The organism is Mycobacterium sp. NGS24, assembly GCF_059813065.1.
In genome coordinates, this window is the sequence record NZ_JCALDW010000009.1 from 135,763 (window position 1) to 151,202 (window position 15,440).

Annotated in this window: 17 protein-coding genes; 4 read left to right on the forward strand and 13 right to left on the reverse strand. The window is 67.5% G+C overall.

Annotation, left to right across the window (positions count from 1 at the left end):
- Positions 1-42 precede the first annotated feature (42 nt).
- Positions 43-1,752, forward strand: coding sequence for a PE family protein (locus AC5Y6Y_RS14340; RefSeq protein WP_473138860.1), 1,710 nt, complete (start codon positions 43-45; stop codon positions 1,750-1,752).
- On the opposite strand, the gene AC5Y6Y_RS14345 is transcribed toward AC5Y6Y_RS14340, so the two are convergent.
- The 9 genes from AC5Y6Y_RS14345 to AC5Y6Y_RS14385 all read right to left on the reverse strand — a co-directional run bounded on the left by AC5Y6Y_RS14345 (position 1,749) and on the right by AC5Y6Y_RS14385 (position 10,435).
- Positions 1,749-2,717 carry an NADPH:quinone oxidoreductase family protein gene (locus AC5Y6Y_RS14345; RefSeq protein WP_473138859.1) on the reverse strand — a complete coding sequence of 323 codons (969 nt, stop codon included), beginning with the start codon at positions 2,715-2,717 and terminating at the stop codon, positions 1,749-1,751. The two genes, AC5Y6Y_RS14340 and AC5Y6Y_RS14345, sit on opposite strands and share 4 nt — an antisense overlap.
- Positions 2,718-2,725: 8 nt before the next feature.
- Positions 2,726-3,586, reverse strand: coding sequence for an SDR family NAD(P)-dependent oxidoreductase (locus AC5Y6Y_RS14350; protein WP_463827913.1), 861 nt, complete (start codon positions 3,584-3,586; stop codon positions 2,726-2,728).
- Positions 3,587-3,633: 47 nt separating this feature from the next.
- Positions 3,634-5,067: an aldehyde dehydrogenase family protein gene (locus AC5Y6Y_RS14355; protein ID WP_473138858.1), complete on the reverse strand. Its 1,434-nt coding sequence runs from the start codon at positions 5,065-5,067 to the stop codon at positions 3,634-3,636.
- Between the two features lie 134 nt (positions 5,068-5,201).
- Positions 5,202-6,143, reverse strand: coding sequence for a class I SAM-dependent methyltransferase (locus tag AC5Y6Y_RS14360; RefSeq protein WP_463827911.1), 942 nt, complete (start codon positions 6,141-6,143; stop codon positions 5,202-5,204).
- The gene (locus AC5Y6Y_RS14365; RefSeq protein ID WP_473138857.1) at positions 6,140-7,072 is read right to left on the reverse strand and encodes a class I SAM-dependent methyltransferase; all 933 of its coding nucleotides are present in this window, start codon (positions 7,070-7,072) and stop codon (positions 6,140-6,142) included. Before AC5Y6Y_RS14365 ends, AC5Y6Y_RS14360 begins: the two co-directional genes overlap by 4 nt.
- 76 nt (positions 7,073-7,148) lie before the next feature.
- Positions 7,149-7,793 carry a TetR/AcrR family transcriptional regulator gene (locus AC5Y6Y_RS14370; protein WP_463827909.1) on the reverse strand — a complete coding sequence of 215 codons (645 nt, stop codon included), beginning with the start codon at positions 7,791-7,793 and terminating at the stop codon, positions 7,149-7,151.
- A gap of 2 nt (positions 7,794-7,795) precedes the next feature.
- Entirely contained in the window at positions 7,796-8,767 is a 972-nt protein-coding gene (locus tag AC5Y6Y_RS14375) for a pirin family protein (RefSeq protein WP_499930107.1), read from the reverse strand.
- 119 nt (positions 8,768-8,886) lie between these two features.
- Complete coding sequence (gene dps / locus AC5Y6Y_RS14380; protein WP_463827907.1) at positions 8,887-9,438, reverse strand: DNA starvation/stationary phase protection protein Dps; 552 nt, start codon at positions 9,436-9,438, stop codon at positions 8,887-8,889.
- A gap of 85 nt (positions 9,439-9,523) precedes the next feature.
- Positions 9,524-10,435: a DNA-3-methyladenine glycosylase family protein gene (locus AC5Y6Y_RS14385; RefSeq protein WP_473138855.1), complete on the reverse strand. Its 912-nt coding sequence runs from the start codon at positions 10,433-10,435 to the stop codon at positions 9,524-9,526.
- Between the two features lie 98 nt (positions 10,436-10,533).
- Here AC5Y6Y_RS14385 and AC5Y6Y_RS14390 point away from each other — a divergent pair, with 98 nt between their 5' ends.
- The gene (locus tag AC5Y6Y_RS14390; RefSeq protein ID WP_463828025.1) at positions 10,534-10,878 is read left to right on the forward strand and encodes a nuclear transport factor 2 family protein; all 345 of its coding nucleotides are present in this window, start codon (positions 10,534-10,536) and stop codon (positions 10,876-10,878) included.
- A 7-nt stretch (positions 10,879-10,885) separates the two neighbouring features.
- Here the strand turns inward: AC5Y6Y_RS14390 and AC5Y6Y_RS14395 are convergent, their stop codons facing one another.
- Genes AC5Y6Y_RS14395 through AC5Y6Y_RS14405 form a run of 3 tightly spaced genes read right to left on the reverse strand, consistent with a single transcriptional unit; the run spans position 10,886 to position 12,822 of the window.
- Entirely contained in the window at positions 10,886-11,260 is a 375-nt protein-coding gene (locus AC5Y6Y_RS14395) for a DUF427 domain-containing protein (protein ID WP_463827905.1), read from the reverse strand.
- 36 nt (positions 11,261-11,296) lie between these two features.
- Positions 11,297-12,319, reverse strand: a complete 1,023-nt coding sequence (locus AC5Y6Y_RS14400) for an NAD-dependent epimerase/dehydratase family protein (protein ID WP_473138854.1) — start codon at positions 12,317-12,319, stop codon at positions 11,297-11,299.
- Positions 12,316-12,822: a nuclear transport factor 2 family protein gene (locus AC5Y6Y_RS14405; protein WP_473138853.1), complete on the reverse strand. Its 507-nt coding sequence runs from the start codon at positions 12,820-12,822 to the stop codon at positions 12,316-12,318. The genes AC5Y6Y_RS14400 and AC5Y6Y_RS14405 overlap by 4 nt, the downstream gene beginning before the upstream one ends.
- Before the next feature lie 59 nt (positions 12,823-12,881).
- Here AC5Y6Y_RS14405 and msrA point away from each other — a divergent pair, with 59 nt between their 5' ends.
- The gene (gene msrA, locus AC5Y6Y_RS14410) at positions 12,882-13,397 is read left to right on the forward strand and encodes a peptide-methionine (S)-S-oxide reductase MsrA (protein WP_473138852.1); all 516 of its coding nucleotides are present in this window, start codon (positions 12,882-12,884) and stop codon (positions 13,395-13,397) included.
- Here msrA and AC5Y6Y_RS14415 read toward each other — a convergent pair whose 3' ends face one another.
- Positions 13,398-14,705, reverse strand: a complete 1,308-nt coding sequence (locus tag AC5Y6Y_RS14415) for a cytochrome P450 (RefSeq protein ID WP_473138945.1) — start codon at positions 14,703-14,705, stop codon at positions 13,398-13,400.
- Between the two features lie 128 nt (positions 14,706-14,833).
- On the opposite strand from AC5Y6Y_RS14415, the gene AC5Y6Y_RS14420 reads away from it, so the two are divergent.
- On the forward strand, positions 14,834-15,439 hold the full coding sequence (locus AC5Y6Y_RS14420) for a TetR/AcrR family transcriptional regulator (protein WP_473138944.1): 606 nt from the start codon (positions 14,834-14,836) through the stop codon (positions 15,437-15,439).
- Position 15,440 lies beyond the last annotated feature (1 nt).

Below are 15,440 nucleotides of genomic sequence, written 5' to 3' on the forward strand. Positions count from 1 at the left end.
CAGTGCGGCAATGGGGGGCCCTAACAGCTGAAGGATGGGCCGATGTCGTATGTGACCGTGCACCCGGACCTGCTCACTTCGGCAGTCACCAGCCTCGAAGAACTCAGTTCCACGATCGGCGCGGCGAACACGGCAGCAACGTCTCCAACCACCGGTGTGCTGGCCGCGGCCGCCGACGAGGTGTCGGTCGCGTTCACCCGGCTGATGAACGAGTTCGCCGCGGGATACCAGGGCGCCGCGCGGCAGGCCGCAGCGTTTCATGAGCAGTTCGCCGGTCTGGTCGCGGGCAATGGATTGGCTTACGCCCAAACCGAACTCGCCAACGCCGTCGACAACGCACTGGCGCCGGTCCGGTCGCTGATCGCCAACACCGCCGCGGCCCCGGCCGCGGGTGTGTTCACCCTGGTGATGGGCGCCAGTGGATACCCGATTCCCATCGAGGACTACATCCAGGGCATCCCGCCGTCGTATATCGACCCGATCTGGGGCGGGGGGATCAACCTCGGTATCAATACCCCCGAAGGGTTGTATCCGCTCACCGGAATCAAGGACCTCACCTTCGACGTGTCGGCGGCGCGCGGGCTGACCATCCTGGACAACGCGATTCGGGCGGCCTTCGGTGAACTGACCGCCAGCCAGGTCAACGTGTTCGGCTACTCCCAGAGCGCGGTCATCGCCTCGATGGAGATGATCGCGCTCAATCCCGCCAATATCCCGGGCGCGGGCGTCTTCACCGACTTGAACTTCACCCTGGTGGGCAATCCCAGCAACCCGAATGGCGGTCTGCTGGCACGTTTCCCGGGGCTGGCGCTGCCGAGCCTGGGGTTGGACGTGTTCGGCGTCGCGACGCCGGACAACTCGTTCCCGTCGCGCATCTACACGATCGAGTACGACGGATTCGGCGGCTTCCCGCAATACCCGCTCAACGTGGTCTCCGACATCAACGCATTCCTGGGCATCATCGAGCTCCACGGCCGCTACCCGTTCCTTTCCGCGCAGACGTTGGCCAACGCGGTCGAACTGACCAACACCACCCACCCGACGCTGACCGAGTACTACATGATTCCCACTGAGAATCTGCCGATCCTGTCCCCGTTGCGCGCCATCCCGATCATCGGGCACCCGCTCGCCGCGCTGGTCGAGCCGTGCACGGAAGTGATCGTGAACCTCGGCTACGGCAGCACCACCAACGGCTGGTCGCCGGATCCGCCGAACGTGGCCACCGGATTCGGTGTCATCCCGCCGGTACCGCCGGGTGACATCGTCGCCGCTCTGGCCGCCGGGGCCCAGCAAGGTGTCGTCGACTTCGCGCACGAACTGTCGCTGATCGGACCGTCGGACTTCACTTCGCTGCTGCCGACGGTCGATACCGCCGGGCTCAACAGGGTGCTGACGGGCGCACAGTACTCGTTGTCGTCGCCGCAGCATCTGGTCGAGTCCCTGCTCAATGCGAACCTCAAGATCGGTTACGCCACGTCGGCCATCGCTGCGTCGGCCTACTCGACCGTCCTGCCGACCACCGACATCGTGAACGCCGCGCTGACTGCCATCCCCGCCTACAACGTCAGCCTGTTCGGGAACGGAATCCTGCAGGCGCTCAACGGCGACCCCGTCAACGGGCTGATCAACGCGTTCGGCAAACCGGTAGCCGCAACAGTCGGATTGGGAGTGCTGATGGGCGGATTCGAGGTGCGGGTCTTCCAGCACGCGGCCAGCGACATCGTCGCCGAGATCAACGGCCTGTTCGCCTAGGGCTCCAGAACGACCTTGCCGAGCACCCCGCCGTCATCCAGGCTCTGCAGCGCGGCCCGCGCCTCGGACAGCGGATAGCGTTGCGGCGGAGGTGGTTTCAGGCCCAGTGAGACCAATTGGTGTAGACCCGCAGCGAACACCACCGCCGAACCAGGCACCTTGTTCAGGTACTCGCCCCACGCGACACCCAATACCCCGACGTTGCGCAGCAACAGCCGGTTGACGGTGAGCGTGGGAATGCTGCCCGCGGCGAAGCCGATCACCAGGAGCTTGCCGTCAATGGCCAGCACCCGGATTGCGTCGTCAAATGTCTTGCCGCCGATGGGATCCACGACGATGTCCACGCCCTGGCCGTTGGTGTGTTCGAGCACCCGTTCGACCCAGCCGTCGGCCAGGTGCACCACCTGGTCGGCGCCCAGTGCCGCCACATAGGCCATCGCGGCTTCGCGGTGCACCACCCCGATCACCTGGCTGGCACCCATCGCCTTGGCGATCTGCACGGCGGCGGTACCCACGCCGCCGGCCGCGCCGAGTACCAGCACCGTCTGTCCCGGCCGCAGCACCGCGCGCCGGGACAGGGCGAAATACATGGTGTTGTAGTTGACCAACAACGACACCGCTTCGGCGTCGTCGAGTTCGGCCGGGCTGCGGATCACGTGGGACACCGGCACGGCCACCTGCTCGGCGTAACAACCCAGCACACCGAACGCCGAAACCCGTTCGCCCACCCGGAAACCCGAGTCCATCGGCGCCGATCGCACCACCCCGGCCGTTTCCATGCCGGGCACGAACGGCGGCGGCAACTTGAGCTGGTATTTGCCCTTGCTCAGCAGCAGATCAGGAAAGCACACCCCGGCGGCGCGTACCTCGATGACGATGTTGCCACCGCCATCGGGTACGTCGTCGATATCGGTGTAGACGATGCCGGACGGACCGGAAAGCTCTTGTACCACAGAAGCTTTCACGGTTCGTCTTACAGCTTGAAGCCAGCTTTTTGCGCGGCCGACAAGTCGGTGATCTGGCCCCACTGGTCGGCGACGTCCTCCACCGTCGGCGGCTTGTCGAAGTTCACTCCGTCGTTCTGGAACAACGCAACGCGCTGCACCTTGCCGCCACCCACCACGAACACCGACCCGTTGTCCGGGTTCTCCTCGGTGCACAGGTAGGCCACCACCGGCGCGACGAACTCGGGCGTCAGCTTGTCCAGCACTTCCTTGGGCATGATGTCCTCGGTCATGCGGGTGGCCGCGATCGGGGCGACGGCGTTGGAGTGGATGTTGTACTTGGCACCCTCGAGCGCCAGCGTGTTGATCAGACCGACCAGGCCGAGCTTGGCGGCGCCGTAGTTGGTCTGGCCGAAGTTGCCGAACAGCCCGCTGGTGGAGGTGGCCACGACGACCCGGCCGTAGCTCTGCTCCCGGAAATGCGGCCAGGCCGCGCGGATCACGTTGTAGCCGCCGTAGAGGTGCACCTTGAGCACGGCGTCCCAGTTCTCCGACGTCATCTTGTGGAACGTGCCGTCCCGCAGAATCCCGGCGTTGCTCACCACCCCGTGCACGGCGCCGAACTCGTCGATCGCGGTCTTGATGATGTTGGCCGCGCCGTCGGCCTCGGCGACGCTGTCGTAGTTGGCGACCGCACGGCCGCCGCCGTCCCGAATCTCGGCGACGACCTGGTCGGCCATCGCCGAGCCGCCGCCCGTGCCGTCGCGGGCACCGCCGAGGTCGTTGACTACGACGCTGGCGCCCTCCCGGGCGAGAGTGAGGGCGTACTCACGACCCAGTCCTCCGCCGGCTCCGGTAACTACGACGACGCGATCCTGCACTCCGGGCATCAGTTTCCTTTCCGCAACTCTGCAACGCGCTCAATGGACGCCTCAGGCTAGAACAGCTTGCGAGCCAGCTTGAAGGCCCGGTCGGTGTACGGCGGATAGATCATCTTGGAGAAGTCGGGACGGGTCGGCTTGGTCAGCACCGCTTTGCGGTGGCTGAACTCGTCGAAGCCCCATTTGCCGTGGTAGGCACCCATCCCGGAGGCGCCGACGCCGCCGAACGGCAACTTGGCGGTGGATACCTGGAAGGCGAGGTGGTTGATCAGCATGCCGCCCGCGGTGACCTCTTTGATCACCCGTTCGCGGGTTTCCTTGGCCTTGGTGAACAGGTAGGCCGACAGCGGCTTGGGCCGGGCGTTGACGTAGCGGATCGCCTCGTCCAGGGACTTGACGGTGACCACCGGCAGGATCGGCCCGAAGATCTCGTTCTGCATCAACGGACCGTCCGGGTCGGGATCGACGACCACGGTCGGCTGGATACGCAACGTCGATGGGTCGCACTTGCCGCCGACGGCGACGGTCGACTTCCCGTCGGACTGCGCCTCCTCGAGGTAGCCGCTCAACCGGTCGAACTGGCGCTGGTTGACGATGCGCAGACCACTAGGGTTGTCCCCGCTCCGGAACTTGGCGAGCGAGGCCCCGATCTTCTCGACGAGTTCGTCGCGGATGGTGGCATCGGCCAGCACGTAGTCGGGTGCCACGCAGGTCTGCCCGGCGTTCATGATCTTGATCCAGGCGATCCGCTTGGCGGCGACGTCGACGTCAGCGTCGGCCGCCACGATCACCGGGCTCTTGCCGCCGAGTTCCAGCGTGACCGGGGTCAGGTGCTTGGCCGCACCTTCGTAGACCTTGCGGCCGATCTCGGTGCCGCCGGTGAACAGGACGCGGTCCAGGCCCTGCTTGATCAGCTCCTGGGTGGTGGCGCCATCGCCCTCGATGACCGCGACCGCCTCGGTGTCCAGGTACTTCGGTACCAGCTCGGCCATCAGCCGCGACGACGCCGGAGCAATCTCCGACGGTTTGAGGATGACGGCGTTGCCGGCGGCCAGGGCGCCGACGGCGGGACCCAGCGTCAGGTAGAACGGGTAGTTCCAGGCGCCGATGATCAGCACCGTGCCGTACGGCTCGTACTCCACCCAGCCGCGGCCGGGCAGCTGCGGCGCCTCCAGCAGCAGGTACTTGCGGCGCATCCATTTCTTCAGCTTCTTGGCCGCATATTTGGCCTCGCCGGCGGTGGTGGCGATGTCGGCGATGAACGCCTCGACCTGGTTGCGGTCCAGGTCCTCGGCCAGAGCGGCGGCGATGGCGGGTTCGTTCTCCTCGACCAGGTTCGCCAGGGCCAGCAGCTGCTGCTTACGCCACTCGTAACTGCGGGTGCGTCCCGAGGCGAACGTGCTGCGCAGCCGGGCGACCGTACCCGCCACCGCGTCGGTGTCCGGGGTGACGTGCGCCTGCGAGGGGGCGGGTGGGGATTGGGTGGTCATCGTTGTCCTTCCTTCCCCAGGGCCCGCACGCCGTCGGCGCGCGGTCGCTCGTGGGTGATAACCGCGATCCTAGTCACCCGGCGGTAGCCGCAGTAGGACGGCGGTAGGAAAGAAAACGACGAACGCGCAGGCAGCTACCGGCGCTGCGCGGTGACGAAGTCGGAAAAGGCGCTCTTGTCGTCGGCCATCGGCACCTCGGCCACCCAGCGGCCCAGCCGCTCCATCTCGTCGGCGGAGCTCACGCCCACCGCCTGCCAGCCGTTGGCGTTCAGCCAGTCGGCCACCGGCGCGCGATGCTCGTCGCGGTACATCAATTCGCCGACATCGATGGTTTCTTCCAGGCCGATCTCGTCGGCGACCTTCTTGAACCGCTCGCGCATCTGCTGGCGCCGCTCGTCGGCATGCGCGGGCGCGGTCTCGGCCGCGATCCGGCTTCCGGCCGGGCTCAGCTCGCCGACCTGGGTGAACAGCTTGTCCTGCGCCTCGGCGGGCAGGTACATCAGCAGCCCTTCGGCCAGCCACGCCGTGGGAGCCGAGGCGTCGAAGCCGGCCTCGCGCAGGGCCGCCGGCCAGTCCTGGCGCAGGTCGATGGCCACCGCGCGGCGATCGGCCGACGGCGTCACGCCGTTGTCCGCGAGGGTTTCGGACTTGAACTGCAGCACCTGGGGCTGGTCGATCTCGAAGACGGTGGTGCCGGCCGGCCAGTCCAGGCGGTAGGCCCGCGAGTCCAGGCCCGAGGCCAGGATGACGATCTGGCGGATCCCGGCGGCCACGGCGTCGCGGAAGAACGTGTCGAAGAAGTGCGTGCGCACCGCCTGGTAGCCGCGCATGTGGCGGACCATCGCGGCGGCCTCGGGGTCCATCGCTTCGACCTTGGCCGCGACGGCCGGGTCGAGCATGGCCTCCCACAGCACCCCGGCGTTGGCGTTGGTCACCAGCAGTTTGGCGAACGGGTCACGGATCAGCGCGTCGGGTTGCTCGGTTTCGACGGCCCGCGCGGCGGCCACCATCACAGCGGTGGTGCCGACGCTGGTCCTGATGTCCCAGGTGTCGTCGTGGGTGCGCAGTCCGCTCATCGTTGTGCTCCTGTCAGGTGGCCCCACATCAGGGTCGACGTGATGGCGTCGGGGACCAGGTCTTCGGGTACCGGACGGCCCAGCCGGGCCATCTCCTGGTGGTTACCCACGCTGTGCACCTGCCAGCCGTGGTCGGCCAGCCACTGCGCCGGATCCGAACGGTCCGGCTCGTGGTAGGTGAGGTCGCCGATGTTGACGTCCAGACCGAGCCGGTCGCGCATCCGGTCCCAGCGCCGCCGGTTGCCGTCGACGACCATGTTGAACGCCTCGACGGCGATCCGGCTGCCCGGCGCGCTCTGCGCCGTGCACATCTGGAACAGGCGGTCCTGGGCATCGCTGGGCAGGTAGGCCAGCAGTCCCTCGGCCAGCCACGCGGTCGGACGGGTCGGGTCGAATCCGGCCCCGGTGAGCGCGGCCGGCCAGTCGTCACGCAGATCGACCGCGACCGCGTGCCGGGTCGCGGTGGCGGCCACGCCGTGCGCACTCAGAATCTCGGCCTTGTATTCCAGCACCTTGGGCTGGTCGATCTCGTACACCTGCGTTCCCGACGGCCACTGCAGCCGGTACGCGCGCGAGTCCAGTCCGGCGGCGAGGATGACGACCTGGCGGATGCCGGCCTCGGCTGCCGCTGCGCAGTAGGCGTCGAAGTAGCGGGTACGCACGGCCTGGTAGTCGCAGCCGACCCGGTGCAGCCGCTGCCCGTGCTCGTCGCCGTCCAGCCAGGCGATGCTGGGGTCGGCCAATTGCGCCCAGGCGGGGCCGGCAGCGGAGACCAGCAGCTGTGCGAACTCGTCGCGGATCAGCGGATTCGAGCCGGCCGTTTCCACGGCGCGCGAAGCGGCGACCGCTAAGGCAGTGGCACCGACACTTTCGGTGATATTCCAGCTGTCGCCGGCGGTGCGGAGCAGGGGTGAGTGCAGGTCGGTCATGAACCGACATCTTACCTCGTAAGTTAGGCAAACTATACGCTCTGTGTGGCAGTTCACGGCGGGCGAATCAGCGCCGTCAGGACCGCTGCGACCCGGGACTCCACAAGCTGCCCCCGATCAACTGCCGCAACGTACCCAGGATGTTCTCCACCTCCTGGAAGGAGCCCACGAAGCCCGCATAGAACCCGACCCCGCACAACATCAGCAGCAACGCCTCGGCCAACCGGTCGCCGTCGATGCCAGAGGCGAGTTCTCCACATTCCAGGGCTTCGGTGACCGACCGCCGCAGGAAGTCCCGGGTGACGCGCACCGCGTCGTTTTCGACCCGCCGCAGTTCCGGATGCCGCTGGGACTCCAGTACCGCAGTGGCCAGAAACGCCGCGGTTCCCGGGTTCTCCGCGTCCGCTTCCATCGCGACGGTGATGAACGCGGCCAACCGCCCCATCAGCGTCCGTTCCCCCCGCGCCCGGTCGATGCCGGCGGTGACGACGAGTTCGTTGGTGCGGTCGGATACCTCGGTGTACAGCACGCGCTTGCTGGCGAAGTAGTGGTTGATCGCCGGCCGGGTCAGATCGGCGCGCATCGCGATGGCCTGGAACGTCGCCCCGTCGTAGCCGCGTTCGCTGAACACCTGGCGGGCCGCGCGCACGATGCGCTTGCGCGTCTCGTCAGCTTTCGCGGCGGGAGGGCGCCCGGGCCCGCGACTTGCCAGGTGCGGCATCCCTAGAGTGTGCCACCGCTACGGTGCGGCATCAGGGCGTTCGGCGGGATACTGCCGAACTTGCCGGCCTGGTAGTCCTCCAACGCCTGGATCACCTCCGACTTGGAGTTCATCACGAACGGGCCGTAGTGGAAGACCGGTTCCCGGATCGGCTGCCCGCCCAGCAGCAGCACGTCGAGCGGGGTCTCCCGGCCGGCCCGGGCTGCGACGGTGATGCGATCCCCCACCCCGAGTACGGCGAGTTGGCCCTGCTTGACCGGGTGGCCGACCGGACCGACCGACCCTTCGCCGGACAGCGCATAGACCAGCGCGTTGAAGTCGCGGCGCCACGGGATGTTCAGCCGCGCTCCGCTTTCGATCGTCGCGTGGGCCATGGTGATCGGCGTGTGGGTGATCCCGGGCCCGAGATGACCGTCGACTTCGCCGGCGATGACCCGAATCAGCGCGCCACCGTCGTCGGACGCCAGCAGCCTGGTGTCGCCGCCCTCGATGGCCTGGTAGCGCGGCGGGGCGAACTTGTCCCGCTTCGGCAGGTTCACCCACAGCTGGATGCCGTGGAAGAGTCCTCCGCTGCCGACCATCTCGGCCGGCGGGGTCTCGATGTGCAGGACGCCCGACCCGGCCGTCATCCACTGGGTCGCCCCGTCGGTGATCAGGCCACCGCCGCCGTGCGAATCCTGATGGGCGAACGTGCCGTCGATCATGTAGGTGACGGTCTCGAAGCCGCGGTGCGGGTGCCAGTCGGTGCCTCGCGGCTCACCGGGCTGGTAATCCACCTCGCCCAGCTGGTCCATGTGCACGAACGGATCCAGGGCGGCGGCGCTGACCCCGGCGAAGGCGCGGACCACCGGGAAGCCGAGGCCCTCATAGCCTTTCGGACCGGTGGTGACGGATCGGACCGGGCGCTCGGTGTCCGCGGGGCCGGCCGGCGCCACCCTGGTCAAGGTGAGGGTGTCGGCGGTGATAGGTGGCATGGGTACCTCCTCGATAGCAGATACCCGATATAACCGGACCGCAGTCCGTTTATTCCGCCCAGCCGAACGCCTGTTCCCGCACGCCGGAGGAGGTGCAACCCCGGCTGCGAGGCGCAGCGCTACTTGCTCTTCTTGCGCGCCGCGTTGGCGGCGCCCTTTTCGCTGGTCGCCCCACCGTGCGCCAATTCGCCACCCGAACTCTCCAGGTGGGCCCGCACGAACCACTGGAACTTCTCCAGCTGACCGGCCTGCCCGATCAGCAGATCCTGGGTGACGGGGTCCAGGTCATCGGTTTCGTCGATGGCTTTACGGATGTCCTCGATCACGCCGTTGTAGACGAGGTCCAGGGCGGCCAGATGCGCCTGGACGGTGTCGCGGCCCACCGAGTAGTCGTCCCAATCCCGATCCTCGATGATCGCGGTCGGGGTGCCCTTGGGGGACGCGCCCAGGGCCGCAATGCGCTCGGCTACGTCGTCTGCAAACCCCCGCACCGCATCAACCTGCGGATCGATCATCTCGTGCACGCCGATGAAATTGGGACCCACCACATTCCAGTGAATGTGCTTCAGCGTCAGGTGCAGGTCGTTGTAAGTGCTCAGCTGGCGCTGCAGCAACTCGGCGAGCCGCGCACCCTGCTTGTCGGTGAGGCCTGGAATGGTGAACTGCGTCATCGATGTCCCCTCGAAAGTCGCTTTGTGGTCCTTTGGTGTCCTTGCAGCCGGGTACCCGATGGACGATTCCCTAACCCGAATGCCGTTACAGCAAACGGATTTGCTGCACCGGCAGGCGCGGGCCGCGGCGCGGTTCGTACGCCAATCCACTGGCGTACAGCAACTGGACCACCCGATGCCGGTGCGGGCGCATCGGCTCGAGCAGCTCGACCATCTCGGCGTCGTCGATCGGGTGGCCCAGCAACGTCCAGCCGATCATCTTCGACACGTGGTAGTCGCCCACCGACAACGCATCGGCATCACCGAAGGCACGCTGCGCGGTCTCGGCGGCGGTCCATATCCCGACGCCGGGCAGCGTCATCAGCGCGGCCCGCGCCTGGTCCGACGGCAGCTCGACCAGACGTTCCAACGAAGACGCCCGTCGAGCACAACCCACCACCGTCTGCGCCCGCCCGGGATCGACATTGGCCAGGTGAAACTCCCAGGATGGGATGTGTCGCCACGCGTCCGCCGACGGCGGCACCCGCATGCCGTCCGGCGCCGGGCCGGGCGCCGGGGTGCCGAACTTGGTCACCAGCACGCGCCAGGACCGGAAGGCGTCCGCGCCCGGAACCCGCTGTTCGATCACGGCCGGGATCAAGGCTTCCAGCACCTGTCCGGTGCGGCCCAGCCGCAGGTCCGGGACGTTGCGCAGCGCGGCGGCCACGGTCGGATGCCGCGGCACGAAGTCGGTGGCGTCGTCGTCGGCACCCAGCAGCGCCGCAAATCGCTCGGCGAACTCCGCCGCTCCGTCGCCCCACGCTTCGCAACGCGCACTGTCGTGGGCCACCCTGCTGATGCGGGCGGTGACGGGCCCGCTCGGCAGCAAACTGGTGCGCCACACAGCGCCGTCCCCGGGTACACGACAGCACGGATCGCCGCGGCCACGCCGCAGCGGTGCCAACGTATGCCCGAAGCGGGCGGCCCCGGGGAAGGTGACGGTTCGCGTAACACTCATGGCCATGAATCTGCGGTCAATTGACCGCGAACTCCCCGCCGGGACAGGATGACGGGGTGACAACGCCCTTCGACGACCCCCAGGCCGAGCTCGCCTGGATGTTCCTGCAGAGCATGTGCGAAGGCGGCGACGTCGACGAGGGCTTCGCGCTGCTCAGCGATGACTTCACCTACTGGAGCATCGTCACCCGGGTGGAATACGACAAGCGGCAGCTGCGGAAAGCGTTCGAGCGGCGCAGGAAAGTGTTCGAGACCAACATCGATCTGCTGCGCTGCGTCAACGAGGGTGAGACGGTGGTGGTCGAAGGCCAGGTCGACGGCGCCACCGCGGACGGCACTCAATACGAGAGTCCCTTCGTCTGTATCTTCGACACCCGCGACGGGCTCATCGTGTCGGTGCGCGAGTACACCGACACCCAGTCATTGGCGAAGGTGTTCCCCTGACACGCCATCACTCAATACTGATCTCGGCTTTGCTCGGATAGAAAGCCACGTGCCCGGCGATTGCGGCGACCGCGGGGTAGGGCTGTTCGTAGAACCAGATCGCATCCTCGACGGTCTCGCCGGCGGTGGTGGTCACGCTGTAGTAGCCCGCCTCGCCCTTGAACGGGCAGTAGCTGGTGGTGTCGGAGCGGGTCAGCCGGTCCCGCGCCACGTCGGCCAGCGGAATGTATTGCACCAGCGGCAAACTGGCCTCCTGCAGGCTCAGCGCCGCGGTGCTGTCGGCGACGAGTTCACCGTGGACCCGAACCCGGACCCGGCCCTCGGTCGGCTCGATCGTGATGGGGTGCCCGGCGCTGGGTTCTTTGATTTCTGGATGGCTCATAGCCTGTGCAACGCCGAGTAGCGACCGGCATTCCCGTCAGCCGGGCTTGCCCGCCTTGCCGGTGGTGCGCATCGCCGCCCAGAACCGGGCCGCCTCCCGTATCGATTCCTCGACCGGGCGGGGTTGCCAGCCCAACTCCCGTACCGCCTTGCCGTGGTCGACGTGGGCCTCGGCGCGCATCATCCGCACCGACTCCAGGCTCAGCTCGGCGTCCTTTCCGGTGAGCTTGGCCCGCGCGCTGCCCAGCGCGCCCAGCGCGTACAGCACGGGCACCGGGATCGACCGTTGCGGTGGCCGCACCCCGGCTTCGTCGGCCGCAATGCGAACCACGTCGGTCAGCGGCATCATCTTCTCCGAGATCAGGTACTTCTCACCGTTGCGCCCGCGCTCGGCGGCCAGGATCATCGCGCGTGCCGCATCGTCGACGCCGACCACCTCGAGTTGAATATCGTTCATCAGGAACGGCAGTTTGCCGAAGACCGCGCCGGCGATGAAGGCGCCGTGCGGGGTGCGGCCCCAGTCTCCGGTGCCGTAGGTGGTCGAGACGCACATGGCGACGGCGGGCAGCCCGTGCTCGGCGACGTAGCGCAACACCAGGTCCTCGGCCTGCACGCGGGACCGGACATAGGGACTCACTCGGCGGTTGCCGATCCGGTCGGCCTCGGTGGCGACGTGGCCGTGCCGGCGGTCCACCGTCGCGTAGGTGGAGGTGAACACGAACCGGCGCAGGTCGGCGTCCTTGGCCACGTCGAGGACGTTGCGCAGGCCCTCGACGTTGGTGCGGAACAGCGGCGCGGGGTCGCGCAGCCAGGCGCGGGTGTCGACGACGCAGTAGTACACGTCGTCGCAGCCGTCCATCGCCTCGCGCACGGTGGCGGTGTCGAAGACATCCCCGTGAAAGCGGGTGAGCTCGAGGTCGTCGATCGAACGGGTGTTGGCGCCGTCGCGCACCATCGCGCGCACCTGGTGCCCGTCCTGCACCAGCAGGCGGGTGACGTGCGACCCGAGGAACCCGTTGGCGCCGATCACCAACTTGGGTTTGCCACTCCCCGAGCTCATTTGGCCGCACCGTACTGCTTCAGGAAGCGCGCGGCCTCGTCGTCCAGCGTGCCGCACTCCTGCGCCTTGCGGCACCACTTCAGCGCGGCCTGCACAAAGCGCAGCGGGTTGTAGATGTCTTCCTGCCGGCGCCACAGCCCGTCGCCGGCGTAGGTGATGATCGAGATGTTCGTCGCGGTGATCACGCTGCCGTCGCCGGGGTCGCGCATCGGATTGTCGAGTTCCATGATGACGCGACCGGTGGGCTCGTCGATCACCGACCACAGCGACGGGAATTCCACCATGTGGCTGCCCGGGAAGGTGGTCATCGTCCGCTGGATCCAGGTGCGGACTTCGTCGCGGCCGTGCATCGTTCCCGCTGCGTGTTCGATGTACAGCACGTCGGTGGTGTAGTGCTGCACCCAGGCGTCCCAGTCGTGGGTTTCGGCGGCGCGAGCGACCGTCTGCTCGAACGTCGCGAAGGCCTCGACGAGTTCGCTGCGGGGGAATTCTGGGCTGCTCACGAGCCGTTACACCTCACGGGCGGAGTGTAGCCTGGGGATTCTTGCGAGGGAGGACTGAGATGACGAGCACCCGACGAGCCGTTCTTGCCGGTGGCTGCTTCTGGGGAGTGCAGGATCTGATCCGCAAGCAGCCCGGCGTGATCTCCACCCGGGTCGGCTACAGCGGTGGCGACGTCCCCCACGCGACCTACCGCAACCACGGCACGCACGCCGAGGCGGTCGAGATCGTCTACGACCCGTCGGTCACCGACTACCGCACGCTGCTGGAGTTCTTCTTCCAGATCCACGACCCGACGACGAAGAACCGGCAGGGCAACGACCGCGGGCTGAGTTACCGCTCGGCGATCTACTACGTCGACGAGGAGCAGAAGCGGATCGCCCTGGACACCATCGCCGACGTCGACGCCTCCGGTCTGTGGCCGGGCAAGGTGGTGACCGAGGTCAGCCCGGTCGGCGATTTCTGGGAGGCCGAACCCGAGCACCAGGATTACCTGCTGCGCTATCCCAACGGTTACACCTGTCACTTCGTGCGGCCCGGTTGGAAGCTGCCGCGCCGCGCTGAGGCAAATCAGTAGCTATCGGCGCCGGTGCACCACGACGCGGCCGCCGTCCTTCGGGACGAACGCGACGCCGCGGTTGTGCGAGCGTTCCCCCGGCGCATCGGTGGTCGCAAAGCTTAACTCGCGCAACACCGTTCGCAACACCACGTCCATCTCCATATTGGCGAAGGCCGCCCCGACGCAGCGCCGGGTGCCGCCGCCGAACGGTATCCACGCCGCCGGGTTCGGCTTGTTCCCCACGAAGCGGTACGGGTCGAAGCGGTCCGGGTCAGGAAACACCTCGGGATTGGTGTGGATCTGCGAAATGCTGGTCAGGATCGAGTAGCCGCGGGGTATCTCCCACTGACCCAGTCGATACATGGGCGCGTGCACCTGACGCGCGGCGAAGTCGATCACGTTGCCCACCCGCTGGACTTCCAGGATCGTCGCCTGACGCAACTCGCTGCCACCGGCGTCGGCTTCCTCGACCAGCGCGGCCAGCACCTCGGGGTGCCGGGTCACCCGCTCGAACGTCCAGGCCAGCGTCGACGCCGTGGTCTCATGGCCAGCGGCCAGCAAGGTGAGCAGCTCGTCGGCAATGTCCTTGCGCGACATCACCGATCCGTCGTCGTAGGTGCTGCGCAGCATCAGCGCCAGCACGTCGGTGCGGTTCTCGAAGTTCGGGTCGGTCCGCTCGCCCTCGATGAGTGTGTCGATCACGATGTCGTACTGCCGCCGGTAGTTGGCCAGCCGGCCCCACGGGCTGTAGCGACCGTAGTCGCGCTTGGTCTGTGGCATCAGCGCCATCCGCGAGCCGAGGGTGACCCACGGCGGGATGATGCGGCGCAGCTCGTCGAGTTCGGCACCGTCGGCGCCGAAGATCGCGCGCAGGATGGCGTTGAGGGTGATGTGGTTCATCGACGGCAACGTCGCGAAGTGCCGACCCTGCGGCCAGTTCGCCGTCTCGCGCAAGGCCTCTTCTTCGATGATCGTTTCGTATTTCTTCATGGCCTTGCCATGGAACGGCGGCGCCAGCAGGCGGCGCCGGCGGCGGTGGTCGTCACGGTCGAGGGCGAACACCGAGCCGGAACCGAACAGCCGGCTCAGGTTCGGCTGGATGTTGCCCAGTTCCTCGGGGCTGGTGGTGAAGATCTGTTTGGCCAGTTGCGGCTCACACACCACCACCACGTGGCCGAATACCGGGATGCGGACGGTGAACACGCTGCCGTGCCGGCGGACCATGCTGTCCATGAACTGCCGGCGGCGGACGGCAAAACCCAGCCCCTGCACGAATTTGGGCGCCCGGACTGCCGGTGGCAGCCGCGGTGCGGGGGTCGTCACCATCACGTCGCTGATCGCGTCGGCGCTCATCGAGTCATCCCTCCCTACGCGGTACTGCGGCGTACCACGCGTCTATCCCGGTACGGTACTCTGTGGTACCAACCATGACAAGCGCGAAGGGCGGGTCGGACGTGACGGTTACGGCCGGCGACACGGCACTGGCCGGGCCCGACCCGTTCCGGCTCCGGCTGTTGGACGGACTTGCCGACTCCATCGCAGCGCGTGGCTACCGCGCCACCACCGTCGCGCACATCGTCAGTGCGGCGCGCACCTCCAAGCGCACCTTCTACGACCAGTTCCCCAGCAAGGAGCAGTGCTTCCTGGAATTGCTGCAGGTGCAATTCGGGGTGATGGCCGAGGACATCCGCGTCGCGGTCGATCCGGAGGCCGACTGGCATCAGCAGATTCGCCAGGCCGTCGAAGGCTACGTCGGCCACATCGAGGCTCGTCCCGCATTGACGCTCAGCTGGATCCGGGAACTGCCGTACCTCGGTGACGAGGCCCGGCCCGTGCAGCGGCAGGGCTTGGAGCTGTTGACGAACTTGTTGATCAGCCTCAGCAGCAGCCCCGGTTTCCGGCGGGCGGAGCTGCCTCCGTTGACCTGGCCGCTGGCGGTGATCCTGGTCGGTGGCCTGCGGGAGTTGGTCGCGCTGGCCGTCGAGGACGGCCGGCCGGTCCGGGACATCATGGCGCCGGCGATCGACGCGTCTGTCGCTTTGCTCGGACCCCGGCACTAGG